This is a genomic window from Fodinibius salicampi (assembly GCF_039545095.1).
Taxonomy (GTDB): Bacteria; Bacteroidota; Rhodothermia; order Balneolales; family Balneolaceae; genus Fodinibius; species Fodinibius salicampi.
In genome coordinates, this window is the sequence record NZ_BAABRS010000003.1 from 263135 (window position 1) to 281835 (window position 18701).

The window sequence follows — 18701 nt, forward strand, 5'->3', positions numbered from 1 at the left end:
AGGCTAACATATGTCAAAACACAGAGGACTCCATCATATATCGGTCATTGCCAGCGATCCCCAGGATAACTACGATTTCTATGTTAAAAAGCTGGGTATGCGCATGGTCAAAAAAACCGTTAACCAGGATGACCCTACTAAATACCACCTGTTTTATGCCAACGCGGAAGGCAGTCCCGGCTCAAGCCTAACCTTCTTTCCGTGGCCAAACGCCCGAAAAGGACAGTCTGGATCCGGAGAGGCTACCGCCGTTTCCCTAGCTGTACCGGAATCATCCCTCGACTATTGGAAGCAACGATTAACTGATCAAAACATTACCTACAGTGGACCCCATCAGCGATTTGGCAAAAAGCTGCTTTCGTTTGAAGATCCCGATGGACTTCAATTGCATCTGGTCTTTGAAGATCGCAAAAATGATCTCCCCGGCTGGTATAAATCTGCGGTACCTTCCGAACATCAGATACAGGGATTCTGGAGTAACACGCTAAAGCTTGACGTGGTTGAGGACACAGAACACATCGTTACTTCTATCCTGGGTTTTGAGAAACAGTCCTCCGAAGGCAATGCTACCCTTTATCAAACACAAAGTGAGCTTGGCCACTCACTTATCATAGAAAAAGTGCCGAGTCGCCAGGGACAAAACGGAGCCGGCATTGTTCATCATGTAGCTTTCCAAACCGAAGACAATGATGACCTCCAGAACTTGCGACATAAAGTACTGCAACTGGGACTTCGTCCTACTGAAATTATTGACCGGCATTTCTTTAAATCTGTTTATTTCCAGACACCCGGCGGCGTTCTGTTTGAGATGGCGACGCACGGACCGGGCTATTTTGTAAATTCGGATCCCGCTGAAGATCAGGCCGAAAAACTGGAGCTTACTCCCTGGCACGAATCCAAGCGTGAGCAAATCGAGGCGGCTTTGCCTGAAATTAAAACCTAAGATTAACTCTATGTCACTATTCCGAGTAGATCCTGAAAATCCATTTAGTGGTCCGCATCAACAGCAAGAAATTATAACTGCCGGAACCGAAATTGAGGAGGCTAAACTTGCCATGATTCTGATTCATGGTCGCGGCGCCACTCCCCAGAGCATGCTTCCGCTTGCCAGGGAATTTAAACGAAATGATATCCATTTTCGGGCACTGCAGGCCAAAAGACATACTTGGTATCCCCGCTCCTTTCTGGCTCCCAAAGAAATGAATCAACCGGGCATTTCAAGCGGGTTACAGGCCATCCATGATCAAATAAATGAACTTAATGAAGCCGGCATTCCAACCAACACTATCGTTTTGCTGGGCTTCTCGCAAGGCGCATGCCTGGCTACCGAATTTGCCGCCCGACATCCACAGAGATACGGCGGAGTGGTCGGACTTAGCGGCGGACTTATAGGTGAATCCATTGATCCTGCAAACTACAGTGGTTCCCTGCAGCAAACGCCGATTTTCTTAGGCTGCAGTGATCGCGATCCCCATATTCCACAGGAGCGTGTTGATCAGACCGAGAATGTTTTTCTTCAGCTGGAAGCAGATGTCAACAAACAGATTTATAAAGGAATGGGACATACGGTTAATCAGGATGAAATAGCCCATGTTAATATTATTCTGAATAATATTTAAATACCCTGAATCATATCGGGCTAGTTTCGGTATCGCTTCCGGCAAAAATCAACCATGACTGACTGCTAATTGTGGACAGGGATTGGGAGCAGGGGTATCAGATCTAAGGATTAACACCCGACTTAATATTAATATCGGATACCACTTTTGATCTAATGAAAATAAATTCTTAACTATTTTCCATGGTATCCAGTGCTTTGGAAATCATTTCAGAAAGCACCGATACATAACGTTCTCCCAGCTCTTCCTGCTTACCTTGTAACAGCTCCTGCCATTGCTCGCTTATTCTTTCCGCCATCCGGATTCCCTTACCCGTACAGCTGATTGCCGTAGCTCTGCCCTGCGATTCCTTTTCCACCAGTTCGCGTCGCTCCAGCTTCTGCACCAATCGCGTTATAGTGGAGGGCTTCAGATGCAACTTATTGGCCAAGGCTCCGGGTTGCACTCCGGGATCCCTGTGGATAAGCAGCAGGAGAAGAGCATGGGAGGAAGATAGGCCCACCGATGCAAAAGCTTCATCCGCCTGGTAAGATAATTCCCGGGATAAAGCGCCCGCCAAGAAAAAAAGGTTTTGTGAGAGATCTAAATCGCGTTCATCTGCCATAAACCATTATTTGTTTGAACATGCAATTATAACTTAATCAAATATTATCTATTTAGAAACTATTACAATACTTGTAAGAAATCATGGGAGCGATTCGAAACGATGACAATATACCGAATCCCAAGCTGGCCGCTTTGAGCAATTTTACCCAGAGCATAGTTGTAAATCGGGGCAGAGAATCAGAAAAATTAGAAAACTTTTTAGACGCCCGCTATGAAGAAGAGCATCTATTAGGGATTATTATCCAATTAGAGTTAACAAATCATTAGATCAGAAATACCTCACTATACAAAAAACAAAATAGGTGGAATAACCAACACTCCTGCAGATGAGGTTTAGCTGATTGGTTATTATATTATCTACTTTTGCTCTACGTCGCAGGTTATTTAATTAAGTAATAGTGTATAAAAAATAATGTTTTACACCCTTTTAGTGTGATTTCCATCTTCTCATAGGTTTACTGTTGTAGAATTAGTGGTTGAGACTTGCTTTTCAGGAACACCAGCCTTGATAAGATTTTCCGGATCATTGCACCATTCATACCAGCCGCCGTCGTAAACCGATACATTGGGCCACCCCATCAGCCAGGCGTTCATAAAAGCTTCACTCCCCCGCCAGCCCGTACCGCAATAAAAAGCAACATGTTTATCAGGAGTAATCCCGCCCTCTTCCCAGGCCGAGGCAACTTCCTGGTATTCGCGCATTGTATGATCAAAGTTACGATAATTTTCCATATGATAGGCATCACTCCCACAGTTGCCAAAAATAGCGCCGGGTATTCGTCCTTTTTTTTCAATATAATGATAGCCGCTGCGATTACCGATAAACTCCTCCCAGCTTCTGATACTCACCAGTTCGCCTTTATCCGATGCCAATAACTGCTTTGCCTCTGGCATATCAATCATGTATTCCGGATGGACAGGAATCTCCTTCCCAAAATCCTCAACGGGGGTCGGTTTATACTCATCAGTTGTCAAATCAAAACCTTCGGTTTCCCAGCTGGTAATACCGCCATTGAGTATTCGAATGTCTTCGACACCGGCATATAGCATAATAGCTGCGCAGCGAAGCGCTCCCAGGTGTCCTGCACTTTTTCCGGGAAATTTCTCCTCATTATAAACCGGCGATGAAAAACGTCCGTAGATTACAACCGTGGTATCATGGCGAATCCCAAGCTTTAGCAACGTTTCCCGAAGTTCTTCGGGAGAACGTCGATTCCATGTTTCCGGTGACTCCAGGCTGTTGGTATCCATGGGAATAGCTCCCGGAATATGTCCTTTATGGTAATCCGCTATATGATCGTAATGGGAGTGACAAAGAACGTAATCACCATTAGTGTAATGGAGAGGTTTTTGTTTGTCAATGAGCATTTTTACCCATTCAGGATACACCAAGTGCTTGAATCGAGGTAACTGATCCAAGGGTAGGTCGGGGTTACCGACCCACTCTTCGATAAAGGTATTATAGACTCCAACATCTGAATACCCAAGGTCAATCAATCTTTTAGCCATCCCGGCGCTTTGCTCCTCATCATACCCGTACACCACAACCGCCTTTTCTTTATTAATATTTTTTTCTTCCAGCACTTCCACCCAATCCATATACTGGGTCCACTGCAGGGGGATACTTTTTGCACCGGGGATATGTCCGCCCCGCTGCTCGTTTTGCAGGGCCCATCCATTATAAGCGGCAATGGGACGAACATCGATTAGGATGATACTGGTTTCTTCAAGCTTTGAAATAATTTCTTGAGTAGATAGGGTATTCATGTTATTTTTTTGATGCCAAATGATAAAGTTAGCGTTTGCAGATTCCACAAGATATCGGGGCGGAGGCCGGGATGACACAGAATATGCTATGTTGATTTTGCAATTTTTGGGTACTACCGGTGTTCAGGATTGGGATGATCTAAACGGCAGCCGGCCTTCCACTCGAACCGCTGATTTATTTCCGTGCGCAGGAATACCACCCGTTTGGTCGAGCATGTGTGCCATATGCATGAGGTTCCAAGTCATAAAGGTGGTATTGCGCTGAGTAAACTCATTGTCAAAACCAGGTATAGATGTAATCTCTTTTCCGTTAGAAATATTAATACTTATATCCCTGCACTTCCTTTTCATCGGCTTTCACGCCCAAACCAAGTACCAACCGGTTTACAAAATTGAAGTAGCTAATCACCAACACTGCATCCAAAATACCCCGGTCGGATAAACCTGTATTTTTGAGTGGTGTGATATATTTTCTTTCGTCAATGCTATTCGGATTTAGCGTCAAATCTTTTGCCAACTGGCATAGTCGCTTATCTACATTATTTAGATCTACCTTATTGTAGTTTGCTCTCAATTGCTCAACACGTTTGCGATCTTTCCAGTAGTGATTGAGAGCTTCTCCATGATGAAGCTGACAGTATTCACAATCGTTCACAGCGGAAACCACGACCGCTATCATCTCTCGCTGGGCTCTACTCAATGGCGACTTGCTGAACATAATAGACATATACAAATCTATATGCTTTACGATGGTATCGGGATTCAGGCTTTGTATTTTGTGAATCCGTGCCAGTTTCCCCCGCTTTTCTTCTAACTCTTTATAAATTTCTTTGAGATTACCAGTGGCTTCTTCAGGTTCAATAATGTCGATAAATGCCATCCCAGATAGATTTGTAGTTTAATAAATCATTTTTTTGACGTTTAACACTATGGTTATCTTACCTAATATATTTAACAATAGTTTCACGCTCATTCAAGATGAGACTTTTCTTGTTTCTAAACTGTCCTCATAAGAATGCCGATCTACATAAAGTCTATGCTTTCAACGGATAGTTATATTTGGTACAAATAATTGGGTATAGAAATATGAATCCGAAGAGGCCTTGAGAATAGCTGGGAAAGGAATTCAATAGGCTATAAGTGCAAAAAACTTACTTCAACAAAAAGGAAGAGATAAATCTGCAGACTAATTTTAATGATATGTGACTAAATATCAATCAAGGCGCCCCTGAATACCGGATACAAGAAGCGCCAAGCTTTGGAAATAAATCTCATCATCGCCTTGAAAACCATCAGCAACTATACAAATCATATTACTGACACCCCGGTTAATGAGGCTTTTGAGGCAGAAAAGCTTGAGTTTTAAATAATCCTAAACAGATTATAAAATCATAATAAGGGGTTGACTATAGAAGGAGTCAACCCTTTTATATTTTTACACTTCAACATCCCAAATTCGCTCGCAATAATCGCGAATAGAACGATCGGAGGAGAAGTGTCCCATATTGGCCACATTTATAATGGCCTTTCTATTCCATTCGAATTCATCTTTATAGCAGGCTTCCACCTCTTCCTGCTTATCCACATAGCTGCGGAAATCGCCCAGCACCATAAAATAATCCCCGTCACTGAGCAATGCTTTGGTTATTGGGTGAAAAAGGTCGGGCTCGGAAGGACTAAAATATCCTTCATGTATTTGATCAATAACCTGCTTTAGTTCTTCATCTTCCTCATAAAGTTTACGGGGACTATAACCGCTGTCTCGGTTCTCTTCAATTTCATCTACCGTCTGACCAAAGATAAAAATATTATCCTCTCCAACCTGCTCGCGGATCTCTACATTGGCGCCATCCAGCGTACCGATAGTGAGCGCTCCGTTCAGTGCAAATTTCATATTTCCCGTGCCCGAAGCCTCCATACCCGCTGTTGATATCTGTTCGGAAAGATCAGCTGCAGGAATCATTTTCTCTGCTAATGACACACTATAATCAGGCAAAAAGAGCACCTTTAGCTTTGATGAAACATCCGGATCGTTATTAATGATTTCTGCTACATTATTTATCAATTTAATATGCAGTTTTGCCATCGTATAGCCCGGGGCCGCTTTACCAGCAAACAAAAGTGTTCGAGGTTCAATATCGGCATTGGGATTCTCCCTCAATCGGTTATAAAGTACGATAGCATGCATTACAGCCATCAACTGACGTTTATACTCGTGAATACGCTTAATTTGTATATCAAAGATAGAGTTCGGATTTACCACATTTCCACTCGTCCTTTCGATATGATCAGCCAGCCGTTTTTTATTGCGGTACTTAATCTCTTTAAAGGTTTCCTGGAAATCAGCATCCTCAGCAAATTGCTCTACTTCTTTAAGCTGATCTAAGTGTGTTACCCAATCTTTTCCAATACGATCGGATATAAGATCGGCCAGATCACGGTTGCATTGCCGCAACCATCGGCGAGGAGTAATACCATTTGTAACGTTGGTGAATTTCTCTGGAAAGTGTTTAGCAAAATCTTTGAAAATGGTCTTTTTCATCAAATCACTGTGCAGCTCTGATACACCGTTTACTTTTTTTGCTCCAACAATACCAAGATTGCCCATCCGTATTCGGGGATTCATTTCATTACTGATGATCCGCATGCGATCTTTCCGGTTCGAATCCCCATTCGTCATGTGGACAGTATTCAAAAAGCGTCGGTCAATTTCCCGTATAATTTGCGTATGGCGGGGCAGAAGATCCGACATCAGAGAGATAGGCCACTGTTCCAGTGCCTCAGGCATCAGCGTATGGTTGGTGTAATTCATTGTTTTGGTTACAATATCCCAGGCTGTATCCCACTTTAACTCCTCCTCGTCCATGAGCATACGCATCATCTCTGGAATTGCCAGATTGGGGTGCGTATCATTACACTGCACAGCCATCTGCTGTGGTATCTTACGAAAATCATCGAATTTCTTCTTAAATCGGGCCATGGCGTCCTGCAGAGAGGCGGAAACTAAAAAGAACTCCTGTTTCAGTCGTAGTTCCTGCCCTTTGAATACCTTATCATTAGGATAAAGTACGCGCGAAATATTTTCTTCCAGCAGATTACTGCGCACCGCCTCAATATATTCCCCCTGATTAAAACTCTTCAGATCAAACCCCTCATCTGAAGAAGCTTTCCACAGTCTTAGATTATTTACCACATCATTCTGAAATCCCGGGACGGGCGTATCATAGGCAACGGCTGTCACATTGTGCGTATCTACCCAGTCAAAATGCAATCGGCCGCCTTTATCTTCCGTTGCTTTCACTCTTCCATAGAAAGGAACTTTATAACTTTTTTGGGGTCGTTCTACTCCCCAGGGATAGCCATACTGCAGCCACATATCGGGCTTTTCAATTTGCCAGCCATCTTTAATATCCTGGTCAAAAATGCCATAGTCGTAACGGATACCGTATCCAATAGCCGGCACTCCAAGTGTGGCCATAGAATCCAGAAAACAAGCCGCCAGACGACCCAGTCCGCCGTTACCGAGACCGGCATCGATTTCGGCTTCGCGCACTTCATCATAGTCGAAGCCTACCTCTTCAATAGCTTCGGCCGCAACATCTTGCAGGCCCAAATTAATAAGCATGTTGTCCATTAACCGTCCGATAAGGTACTCCATGGACAGGTAGTATACCCGCTTGGACTGTTGATCGTAGTATTGCTGCTGAGTGTCTATCCACCGATCGTGCAGGCGGTCCATAACCGCAAGTACCACACTTTTATATTTGTCCCATTCAGTGGAGGAGTATTGATCCTTGGCCAGAGTATAATGGAGGTGCTGGCGAATATCCTCACGGAAAGAATCAACATCCATTCCGGTTCGGGGATTTAAAGCTTGCCGTTGATCTGTAGGCATAAAATTCTTATTGCTGGTTGCTAATTCATTGAAGGGGTAATTAATGATGAAAAAAGGAGAATTAAAAACAGAAAGATAGGACAAACACAAAAAAGTTGAGGACGACAAATATATCATATTATATGGATATACTTGTCACTCAGTACAAAAGATAAATACGCCCAAAACATCCCTCTTAATAGACAGTCAGTTATTATTAGCGCCGTTATTCAGTACTCGTATCCCCGATGTCCCATATAATAAAAAATAACTGAGCCCTGAAGCATTACCTACGTAATTAATGCTTTAATATGAAACTATTTTACCGTTATTTATAAAAAAGAATAATTTGCACTGAGGCTTCTGAATAATATACCGCCAACTTGCCAACACTTAGATAGTACGTATCCAAATACTGATTTACTACTACTTTTATGAACCTGTTCAGAACTACCTGCACATATAGCCTGCTAACAGTATTTATTGCTGTTTTTTTATGGATTGGTATATTCTATACTCCTGTCGTGTCAGGACAGGAGCTTCAGCCAACACTCATATCTGATTCAGAAGGCCCCATACATCAACATAATTCATTCTTATATGCTGATATCGATACTCTCAGGCAACAGGTATATCTATTTATAGAGTCGGGTTTATGGAGGTTTAATTTAGAAAATAAACAATGGCAGTTTTTGGATTCGTTAAAAAACCGTCCGGATGATATCGAGCATTATGAGTTCGGCTTTAACACTCCTAAACAAAAGTTACAGTTATGGTCGCACGGCGTGGGAGAAATGTACGATATTTCCCTATCTGATTACTCAATCGAACGCATCGATAACTCACATAATCACAGGAATCAGTTTGGGCACGCTCCGTTCTTTCATAAAAACGGATCTCTCTTTGCATTTGGGGGATATGGTTATTGGAACTGGAAAAATATCATCACCTTTTACAATGAAAAGATACGTGAATGGAATATTCAGCCGATTCAGCCCTCGTCCGATCTCCCGGCCCCAAGAAAACCGCTAGCCGTAGCTTACAGTCCTAATGATGATAAATTCTTTCTTCTGGGAGGCAACCATCCGGAAAAGGGTAGACAGGATGATCAATACACGAAAATTAACTTAAAATACGATTACTGGACGTTCGATTTCAAGAAGCAGCGTTGGAAACAAATTACTAATTATAACTGGCCAAACTTAAATTTTTACGAATCCCAACAATTAATACAGTTCAGTAAAACAAACCAAATTTCAAATACAGCCTTCAGCACTGACAGCCATTACTGGTATCTTCCCTTCTGGCGTAAAAATCAATCAAAAGATGTTATATACCTCAAACCTCTAAATGTAGAAACCGGTCAGGCTGCAGAACCGATACTGCTCAATTTCGGACTAAGCAGAGAATTTTTGCCCGTCAATTTTCTGTATAACAATTCCAGGAAACTTCTTTTTGTGGGCCTTGATTACCTTTCGCATACCTCAACCTATCCAATTCGGATATATGCATTAGATGAAAATCGGGTTTCAAATGCAATAATTCCCCAGAATAATGCACCCAATACCTGGACGTGGATTATTATTGCAATTACACTACTATTTATAATACTGGTAATCGGTTATATCTATATCAGAAACCAATCTCATTCAACCATTAAAACAGAAAAGAAATCCGTACTCGAGAGTTTAGACCGCTATGAATGGCTGAATGAGTCGGAACAAAAGCTAATTCATTTTCTACAGAGAAGCGATGCCTTTAAACAAACCCACGAGATTGAAGAATTCTTGTGGCCGGATGTCAATAATTACGACTACAGGCGACGTATGAGGAATGATATTATCAAATCAATAAACAACAAGATGCAGCAACATCTGGATCTGGATGAGCAGCTTATCATTAATAAAACCGATCCCAATGACAGGAGGAAGAAGCTATACGGTATTAACCCCGATATTAATTAGGCTTTTTTCAGTAAAACAGAACACTATTTTAAATGATACCCTGTTTATAGTCCGGCATTTATCCCTTGCGATAAATACCGTAATCCGGAGAAAAGCCGGGACGAGTTATATTTGCGGGAAGGTCAAGTTCTAAAAATCCTTTATAGGCGTTAGTTGCTACAAAATCCTGCTCAAATATTCCATATACGGCCGAACCGCTGCCTGTCATTGAGGCATAAAGAGCCCCAAATTCATACATCTGGTCTTTCAGGTTCCCCGCTACGTGGATACGTGGAAATACTGCCTGCTCTAAATCATTACTGAGCATATATTGCCATTCATCGATATGAATTTCAGTTAGTATCTTCTCCAGATCAAATTCCGGATCAGAATTAGACATACAGTTCTGATAAGCCTCGGCCGTACTGCTCTGTTCATTCGGAAAACAGGTAACGATCCAATAATTGGGCTGGATATCCAGGGGCTTTATATCATGACCTATGCCCCGGCCGAGGCCTGTCTTTCCCTTGATAAAGAAGGGAATATCCGCTCCAAGATCACGGCTCAGGTCTATCATCTCATCTTCGCTTAATCCCAGATCCTCAATTTTATTAAGCATCCGAAGCGTCAGGGCAGCATTACTGCTTCCGCCCCCAAGCCCCGCGCCAACCGGTATTTTTTTATCAACGCGAATCAGATAATTATGCTCTAATCCTACATAACGATCTAATACTCCTACTGCTTTTGTAATTAAGTTGCGATCGTCAGTGGGAATATCCTCATCACTAATTTCCAACTTCATTTCCGGCGCCTGCTTGACCTCAAAGCGATCACTCCACTCGATAAAACAGAAACCGGTTTCAATTTCATGATAGCCGGTGGGTAACCGTTCCAGCACGTGCAGACCCAAATTTATTTTAGCATATGATTCAGCAATCCACATGGATAGGTGATTAGTTAGTTGTTAATAGCTATTCGTTATTGGCATAATCAGCCAAAAATTTAAAATCCCAATAACGATTAACTAAGATATTTATCTTTAATTTTAAGCATATAATCGAAAGCGGCATCGTGTTCATTGGGAATTTCACCGTCTAGGATAGCCTCCTTAATCGCATCTTTTATGTCTCCGATTACCGGCCCTGGTTCCAGTCCCAGTGTTTCCATGATCTCATCTCCGCTGATGGGATTCTTCCATTTGCGCAGTCGGTCTTTTTTCTCGACCTCTTCAATCCTCTGTTCTACATAATCAAAATTCTCGTTATATCTTTGCACCCGGTAATCATTTTTACTGGTGATATCGGCTCGGCAAAGCATCATCAGATCATCAATATCATCACCAGCTTCGTAAATAAGTCTCCGTACAGCGCTATCGGTCACCTCCTCCGAAACAAGCGCAATAGGACGCAGATGCAGGCGTACCAGCTTTCGAACATACCGCATGCGTTCATCCAGAGGAAGCCCTAAGCGGCGAAAAATACGTTTCACCCACTTTGCCCCCAAGGCATCGTGTCCATGGAAGGTCCAGCCAACCCCCTTTATAAATTTCTGGGTGGCCGGCTTTGCTATATCGTGCATGATGGCCGCCCAGCGCAGCCACAAACTTCCTTCCATTTCTGCTACGTTATCCAATACTTTAAGCGTATGCCAAAAGTTATCCTTATGACGAACACCATTGACTTCCTTGACACCGTGTAGCCTTACCATTTCGGGAAAGAAGTGCTGCAAGAGGCCTGTTTTAAACAAATGCGCAAAACCAAGAGAAGGTTTGGAAGACATTACAATTTTGTTCAGTTCTTCAATGATGCGCTCCTTGGAAATAATCTCAATACGATCGGCCATCTCCTTTATACCACTGTATGTATCCTCCTCAATATCAAATTGTAGCTGTGTAGCAAAACGAATAGCCCGCATCATACGCAGCGGATCGTCATCAAAAGTTGTTAATGGGTCAACCGGTGTACGTATCAATTCTTTCTTAAGATCCTGTATTCCCTGGAACGGATCAATGAGCTCTCCATAATTTTCTTCATTGAGCGACCAAGACAGGGCATTAATGGTAAAGTCGCGCCGTAGCTGATCGTCTTCAAGTGTACCGTCCTCAACAATCGGCTTGCGGGAGTTGCGCCGATAACTTTCCTTGCGAGCACCGACAAACTCCAAATCCATATTCTGATATCTAATATGTGCGGTACCAAACTGCTTAAATACAGAAAGGTGATCGGTCCCCAGTAGTTCGGCCGTCTTGCGAGCCACGGCAATTCCCGAGCCCACGGTAACAAAATCGATATCCAGGTTTTCCGGCTTCTTTATACGGTTCAGGTAAAAATCCCGTACATAGCCACCTACTACATATACCTTCTGATCAACAGCCGCTCCGGCCTGTGATATTATATCAAATACTTCTTTATGTTTAGGAGGAATGTCCTGCACTGTATCTATATCTTTTCCTTATACTACAAAACACTCAATAGTTTAATTGCTGCTTTATAGCCTTTCAAAATGAGCGTAAAAATAAGAACAAATACACTTGCTTTCAGGTATTCTTTGCAAGATCTTTCAGAAAACATTTGAAGGCCATTTTTATAGATAATGAAATCATCTTCTGCTAAAACAGCCCTGCGTATCAGCTTGTTGGTTTCTTTTATCTCGCTCTGCCTGAAACTGAGCGGTTTCTGGATCACTTCATCTACGACGGCCCTGTCAGACGCGGCCGAATCGGTTATTCATCTTCTTGCTGTGGCCTTCGTTTATTACGGCCTGCTATTGAGCGCCAAACCAGCAGATAAAAAACATCTGTACGGACATGAGCGCGTGGAATTCTTATCTGTAGGCATTGAAGGAGCCGTTATTATCATAGCGGGCATCACTATTATTTATCAATCGATAGATAATTACCTGCATGGCTATGACCTGCAACAATTGATGAACGGAATCTACCTGATTGGAGGAGCGGGTATCATAAATCTGGCACTGGGAAGCTATCTGATGAAAGTTGGACAGCGCGAAAACAATATGATCGTAATCAGTAATGGCAAGCATACACTCACTGATGTTTGGACCAGTGCCGGTGCGGTAGTTACTCTTTTGATAATCCGGTTTACCGACTTTGTTTTACTCGACTCACTCGTGGCCGGAGCACTGGCATTTTATATCATGTTCGAGGGATTCAAGCTCTTACGGTATTCCATAGACGGTCTTATGGATTCACGCAATCCAAAAGCCGATCGTAAAATTCGGGATATACTTACCCGAGAACACCCGGGCTCTATGATGAGTGTCCATAACCTTCGTCATCGCACAACAGGCAATACCACCTGGATAGAATTGCATGCCATCTTCAAAGAGGGTGTATCTCTTGAAGATGCTCATGATGATGCCACTATCTTAGAAAAAAGGTTGATCAACAATTTGTCGGGAGACGTTATTGTAACCATCCATCTGGAGCCGGAAGGCAGCCACGAAGATGTTCACCATCCACTTAAAGACGCCGACCAGAAACGTCCGCTGGAGGATTTTATTTAGCTAGCAGAATGCGAAAGTATCAAGCAGAAAGTGTTCGAGTTGAAGAAAAATGATTCGTTAGATTAATACAACTCAAAACCTGGATCTGATTACCTTGCATTCAAAAATCCCGATCCAAACACTTTCCACGATCTACTTTTTACTAAGAATTTAAACTTCAACGCCTACCTTCGAGTGGTCCCCCAAATGTACTTCCTGGTCCACATTATCCAGTTCGGCATGGCGCCCAATAGTTGAGCGTTCGATATTACAACCTTCCAGCCGGGCATGCTCTTGTATCAAGCTGTTTTTAACGGTGCATTTTTTTAGGATACTCCCTTCTGCGATACTGGCATTGGGACCTATTATACAGTTTTCAAGCTCCACATTATCCCCGATATAGACCGGAGGAATAATTTTTGTCCCTTCAAATCGATCTTCATCTATATCTTCGTGTTCTTTTTCTACAATAACACCGGAAGTATTTAGCCAGGAAGGCAACGTTCCACAATCAAGCCACTCATCCACGGTAGCTTTTTTAAAGACATTATCCTTTTTGAGCAGACGATCAAGTGCATCTGTCAATTGAAATTCCCTGCCATGACCACGAATATCATTATCAAGCAGGTACTGAATTTCATCCAGCAATTTCTCTGCCTTTTTAAAGTAATAAACGCCAATAATAGCCAGATTGGAAATAGGTTCGTCAGGCTTCTCCACAAAATCTGTAATACGACCGTCCTTTTCGACTGCTACCCCAAAACGGGAAGGATCTTCAACTTTTTTAAGCCAGATAACGCTATCGGCGTCACCAATAGTAACCGAACCCTCCATATCAAATATGGTATCGGCAAAGACGATAATGCATTCTCCTTCCAGGTCTTCTTTCGCACAGTAAACGGCGTGTGCCGTTCCTTCTGCTTGTTCCTGCACACGGAATGTAGCCTCTGCATCCTGCCGATCACTCATCGCTTTTAAAGCATCCTTAATCTCTTGACCAAAATCAGGTCCCAGTATAAATACTATTTCGTCAATATCACGGTCCAGAGTGCGTCCAAACGTCTCTACAATACGTTCTACGATCATTTTTCCAGCTACCGGTAACAACGGCTTGGGTACAGTATGCGAATGCGGACGTACTCTGGTTCCACGTCCTGCCATTGGGATTATTAATTTCATATATTTGAGCGAATTTAGATGAAAGTTTGTTCCTTGCTTTTAGCGACATTAATATAACAGATGTTCTTGAAATTAGCGACTTTGCGTCTTTTAAAAATCCTATAATTAAATTTCATTCTATTGAACTGGTATCTAAACGTACTTGACGGTCTCATTATATTTTTTGTCATAATCATGGCCCGTCATACCATACTTCGGGGACGTTATTTCCTTCATATCTTTCAGCAACACGGTTATAAGTTCAATGAATTCTGGCAATGGCTGCTTGACCATTGGAACCAGCGGGTTATTACCCCTGAACATATACTCTATAATATAGTGATTGCCGTTTTACTGTTGTTACTCTCTACCTCAGTAACCGGCAGTACCGCTATTGTGATACTTTCTCTTTTTGGAATTATCTGGTTCTGGTCATTTGACTATTATAGGGGGCAGGAAGAAAAGAAACCCTTGGTATTTACGCCCCGCATGATCCGCCTGACTATCCCTTTTGCTCTTCTAGGCCTGATGCTGCCGGTTGCTTCTTCTTATCTTGCATATCTCAACCGGGATATACTATTCCTCGCTGATATCTATATCCTCTCTTTTGGATGGGTATTGGGCAATGCTCTTTTACCACTATTTATTTTTGTGGCGGGACTATTAACCAGACCGATCGAGAATTATATTCACCGGCATTTTATTAAGCTGGCAAAGAAAAAACTGCGGCAAATGCCTGATCTGACGGTTATTGCAATTACCGGTAGCTATGGCAAAACAAGCACGAAGTTTATGATACGCGACCTGCTCAGTGAACGCTTTTCGGTTTGCTCCACACCCGGCAGTTATAATACCCCAATGGGCATTTGCAAGGTTATTAATAACGATCTGGAGGCTCATCATCAGATACTGGTTCTGGAAATGGGTGCCCGCTATGAAGGTAATATTGACGAGCTATGCAATATTGCAGAACCCAATATTTCCGTAGTTACAAATGTGGGAATTGCCCACCTGGAAACTTTTGGCTCACAGGATGCCATCGCACGTACCAAATCTACGGTGGTAAAACGTACGAAAGAGAACGGTAAAGCAATTCTTAATGCCGATGATAAGCGTGTTTCGGCTATGGCTAAACTCCGTGATGACTTAGAAATTATCCGCGTAGGGTTGAAAAAAGGTGACATACAGGCATCTGACATTCGATATAGTACGCGGGGCATGCAGTTTACTGTTACCGGAGGGAGGGAATCCGAGACTTTTAGCATGAAGCTACTCGGCGCTCATAATGTACAAAATATGCTGCTGGCTATTGGGGTCGCCCGCTCATTTGGAATGCGGATGGCCACCATGGCCTTGGCAGCCAAACGCATGGAACCCGTTGAACATCGACTGGAATTAAAACACCAAGGCAGCCTTACCGTCATTGACGATGCCTTTAACTCCAATCCCGTTGGAGCAAAAAATGCAATAGAAATTCTTGCTCAGTTTGAGGATGGACGGCGCATCATTATAACTCCAGGCATGATTGAGCTGGGAGAAATTCAGGAAGAAAAAAACTACGAGTTTGGCCAGCAGATAGGAGAAGCAAAACTGGATCTGGTTATCCTCGTGGGGAAAAAGCAAAGTCGCCCCATCCGGGAAGGAATACGTTCAACCGGCTTTGACATGGAGAACGTCCAGGTTGTCCAAAGCCTCTCCGCCGCCAATAAGTTAATGCAGGAATACGCCAAAGCCGACGACATTGTCCTATACGAAAATGACCTGCCCGACAGCTTTGACGAATAGATAACTTATCTCAAAGCCTCTAATCTTCTTTTATACTTTCTTATCACTAAGATAAAAAGACTTTTAAGCAGGTAGGTGTTCTTTTATTAAGCCATCTCCTTTTCTATTTCGGATCGTTCTTTGGGGACATCCGTCATATTTTCAAAGCCATCGTCTGTAATAATGAGGTTATCTTCAATGCGAACCCCACCAAATTCCATCATATTTTTAAGCTTTGAAGCATTCAAGAATTTGGACATTTCTTCATCTTCCAGAGCAGGTTTTAAAAGCGCCGGCACAAAATACAGTCCGGGCTCAATGGTTAGCACCATGCTGGATTGAAGGGTCCGGCGCATTCGCAAGTATTTGATTCCGGGCCGCTCAATACGCTCAACACCTTTAGGATAACCGCCTACATCATGTGTATCGAGTCCAAGGAAATGGCCCAAACCGTGCGGAAAGAACAGGGCAAACACATCGTTCTCCATTAAATCATCAATGCTGCCAGTAACAATATTCGCATCCTTAAGTCCCTGCATCATGACCCGGGCAGATAAAACATGCAGATCTTCCATCTTCACATCAGGTTCAGCTGCCTCAATCACCTGCTTTTGAGCTTCCAGTACGGCTTCATAAATTTCAGCCTGCTCAGCACTAAATTTACCACTCGCCGGATAGGTACGGGTAAAATCAGAGGCATAACCATTACATTCATATCCGGCATCAATAAGAAACAGGTCCCCATCTTTTATTTTACGGCTGTTCTCCACATAATGTAAAATAGCACTATTCTTTCCAGCAGCGAAAATACCGTTATAGGCATCCTGCATCAAACCATTGCCAATCTGATGATAATCGAATACGGCTTTCATTTCATATTCGTATTTACCGGGCTCTAACGCTTCCAAAACGCCGCGGTGTGCAATGTTGTTTACCCGTGCCGCTTCTCGCAGCTGGTCAAGTTCCCAATCGGTCTTAAACACCCTACAATGAGTAAGTGCATCTGGCAGAGCCTCTAAATCAATAGACACTTCACGGTCAAACTCTTCAATAAATTCCGCCTGTTCTTCATCCAGGCAATAAATTTTTTCAGCATCCAACTCTTTTAATACCTGGGGCAGTTTACTGTCATAGTGAAGATGGTCAGGATCATACTCCGACTGATATTGTTCTTTGCTCTTCACAATTCCGTGCCATACAGCATACTGTGCATCACGATTTGGAACGAACAGATGATATTCCTGGGTATTAAGATCTAAAATAAGATGAAAATCAGCTTCATCTACTCCGGTCAGATACCAAAAGTTGGACTCCTGCCGAAAGGCGAACTCATAATCCGTATCATAACGGTACATTAATTCAGCGCCTTTCACATAAACAATGGCGGTTTCCTCATCAAATAATGAAAATAATTTTTTGCGATGTAGATGGTGCATAAGAGTCTAATAATTTTATGAAAAAATGAGTCTGAAACTTACGAGAAATTCAGAGGGGATAAAACTGTATTCATAGACTTTTATGTCGCATATTCCTTAATAACTTCCAATAGCTTCTCAGAGAGTTCAGATGGCTTTAAAAACGTATCAAGGTCAAAATAATCGGACAGGTCGAATAAATGAGTCCCCCCATTTGAATATACTGTTGTGTTACGACTGCTTTCGTCAAAAAGAAGGTCAAGATTAATTTCCAATACCGCTCTGTTTTTATTTTGCTCATTCAGAATGGCCGTCATTCGACTACCTCCATAAGCCGTTGTTAAAGTGGAAAATGCCAACCGGCGTTCTTCTTCCAGCGAATGCACATAATAGTAATGGCTCAAATTAAGATCACTTAGTTCCTGGTTGAATGACAGATACCGAATATCTGCATAATGACGAGAATCCCATATTTCGGGTAGCATTTTCATAAACCACTTACGAAGAACAGGTGAAGCTTTTTCACCGGCAAATCCCCGTTCCCTCCAGTATTCAAAATTTTTCTGGAATTGTGATAAGTTTTCTGGTAAGCCGGAGGGACGAGTTCCGAGTTTTTTCACTTTTTGTCCGCCCATCTGATACCAAAAATCCGTTACACCGTTGGTTAACAGCAGGTAAGGGGCTTCCACATGTTGATTATACCGGGCCGCCTGCCGGGCGGTATCTCCCGATATAGGAACATACTCAGCTTTACATTCGACCAAAATCCGGGGCTCAAACTGCTGACTATAACAAATAATATCCGTGCGCATTTCTGTACCCGCCAGCTTACCAATGGACTCTTCTGTAGAAATGCGATGCTTTGACCAACCAGCTCGGATTAAAAACTCAATAATACGAAGCCGAACCCGCTCTTCCGGGAGGTTTTTTAACGGTTTCCGATGGATGGTATTCCAGAGCATTTTTTTACCCGCCCTCCACACCACCTGTGGATATGTTGAAATGGCTATACTTTCCATAGGGCTTTAATATAGCGATACATCTTAAAGCG

15 protein-coding genes and 1 pseudogene are annotated in these 18701 nt (G+C 42.7%); 6 read left to right on the forward strand and 10 right to left on the reverse strand.

The features are described 5' to 3' along the window. The first annotated feature begins 10 nt into the window (after positions 1-10). Both ABEB05_RS12315 and ABEB05_RS12320 read left to right on the forward strand, forming a co-directional pair. Complete coding sequence (locus ABEB05_RS12315) at positions 11-943, forward strand: ring-cleaving dioxygenase (RefSeq protein WP_265790534.1); 933 nt, start codon at positions 11-13, stop codon at positions 941-943. A 10-nt stretch (positions 944-953) separates the two neighbouring features. Further along, positions 954-1619, forward strand: a complete 666-nt coding sequence (locus ABEB05_RS12320; protein ID WP_265790535.1) for an alpha/beta hydrolase — start codon at positions 954-956, stop codon at positions 1617-1619. Positions 1620-1788: 169 nt separating this feature from the next. Here the strand turns inward: ABEB05_RS12320 and ABEB05_RS12325 are convergent, their stop codons facing one another. Further along, complete coding sequence (locus ABEB05_RS12325; RefSeq protein WP_265790536.1) at positions 1789-2223, reverse strand: MarR family winged helix-turn-helix transcriptional regulator; 435 nt, start codon at positions 2221-2223, stop codon at positions 1789-1791. A gap of 83 nt (positions 2224-2306) precedes the next feature. Here ABEB05_RS12325 and ABEB05_RS12330 point away from each other — a divergent pair, with 83 nt between their 5' ends. Beyond that, positions 2307-2492 (forward strand): hypothetical protein, encoded by a 186-nt coding sequence (locus tag ABEB05_RS12330; RefSeq protein WP_265790537.1) that lies wholly within the window; start codon positions 2307-2309, stop codon positions 2490-2492. A gap of 180 nt (positions 2493-2672) precedes the next feature. On the opposite strand, the gene ABEB05_RS12335 is transcribed toward ABEB05_RS12330, so the two are convergent. From ABEB05_RS12335 to ABEB05_RS12350, 4 genes and pseudogenes are all read right to left on the reverse strand, one after another. Next, a complete protein-coding gene (locus ABEB05_RS12335; RefSeq protein WP_265790538.1) occupies positions 2673-3992 on the reverse strand; it encodes a rhodanese-like domain-containing protein in 1320 nt (439 codons plus the stop codon). Between the two features lie 113 nt (positions 3993-4105). Beyond that, positions 4106-4277: pseudogene (locus tag ABEB05_RS12340) on the reverse strand (flavodoxin family protein); the annotation flags it as partial. A gap of 34 nt (positions 4278-4311) precedes the next feature. Beyond that, positions 4312-4872, reverse strand: a complete 561-nt coding sequence (locus tag ABEB05_RS12345) for a peroxidase-related enzyme (protein ID WP_265790540.1) — start codon at positions 4870-4872, stop codon at positions 4312-4314. A gap of 555 nt (positions 4873-5427) precedes the next feature. After that, positions 5428-7887, reverse strand: a complete 2460-nt coding sequence (locus tag ABEB05_RS12350) for a glycogen/starch/alpha-glucan phosphorylase (protein ID WP_265790541.1) — start codon at positions 7885-7887, stop codon at positions 5428-5430. A 413-nt stretch (positions 7888-8300) separates the two neighbouring features. Between ABEB05_RS12350 and ABEB05_RS12355 the strand changes: the two genes are divergently transcribed. Further along, the gene (locus ABEB05_RS12355) at positions 8301-9830 is read left to right on the forward strand and encodes a Kelch repeat-containing protein (RefSeq protein WP_265790542.1); all 1530 of its coding nucleotides are present in this window, start codon (positions 8301-8303) and stop codon (positions 9828-9830) included. Between the two features lie 58 nt (positions 9831-9888). On the opposite strand, the gene ispE is transcribed toward ABEB05_RS12355, so the two are convergent. Then, a complete protein-coding gene (gene ispE, locus ABEB05_RS12360) occupies positions 9889-10752 on the reverse strand; it encodes a 4-(cytidine 5'-diphospho)-2-C-methyl-D-erythritol kinase (RefSeq protein ID WP_265790544.1) in 864 nt (287 codons plus the stop codon). 77 nt (positions 10753-10829) lie between these two features. Further along, entirely contained in the window at positions 10830-12242 is a 1413-nt protein-coding gene (locus ABEB05_RS12365; RefSeq protein ID WP_265790546.1) for a CCA tRNA nucleotidyltransferase, read from the reverse strand. 159 nt (positions 12243-12401) lie between these two features. Between ABEB05_RS12365 and ABEB05_RS12370 the strand changes: the two genes are divergently transcribed. Beyond that, entirely contained in the window at positions 12402-13334 is a 933-nt protein-coding gene (locus ABEB05_RS12370) for a cation diffusion facilitator family transporter (RefSeq protein ID WP_265790548.1), read from the forward strand. Between the two features lie 150 nt (positions 13335-13484). Here the strand turns inward: ABEB05_RS12370 and ABEB05_RS12375 are convergent, their stop codons facing one another. Continuing rightward, entirely contained in the window at positions 13485-14492 is a 1008-nt protein-coding gene (locus ABEB05_RS12375; RefSeq protein WP_265790549.1) for a sugar phosphate nucleotidyltransferase, read from the reverse strand. A 120-nt stretch (positions 14493-14612) separates the two neighbouring features. Here ABEB05_RS12375 and ABEB05_RS12380 point away from each other — a divergent pair, with 120 nt between their 5' ends. Further along, positions 14613-16256 (forward strand): UDP-N-acetylmuramoyl-tripeptide--D-alanyl-D-alanine ligase, encoded by a 1644-nt coding sequence (locus ABEB05_RS12380; protein ID WP_265790551.1) that lies wholly within the window; start codon positions 14613-14615, stop codon positions 16254-16256. Between the two features lie 86 nt (positions 16257-16342). Here ABEB05_RS12380 and ABEB05_RS12385 read toward each other — a convergent pair whose 3' ends face one another. After that, entirely contained in the window at positions 16343-17671 is a 1329-nt protein-coding gene (locus ABEB05_RS12385) for an aminopeptidase P family protein (protein WP_265790553.1), read from the reverse strand. An 80-nt stretch (positions 17672-17751) separates the two neighbouring features. After that, positions 17752-18669, reverse strand: a complete 918-nt coding sequence (locus ABEB05_RS12390; protein ID WP_265790555.1) for a type I restriction enzyme HsdR N-terminal domain-containing protein — start codon at positions 18667-18669, stop codon at positions 17752-17754. Between the last annotated feature and the right edge of the window lie 32 nt (positions 18670-18701).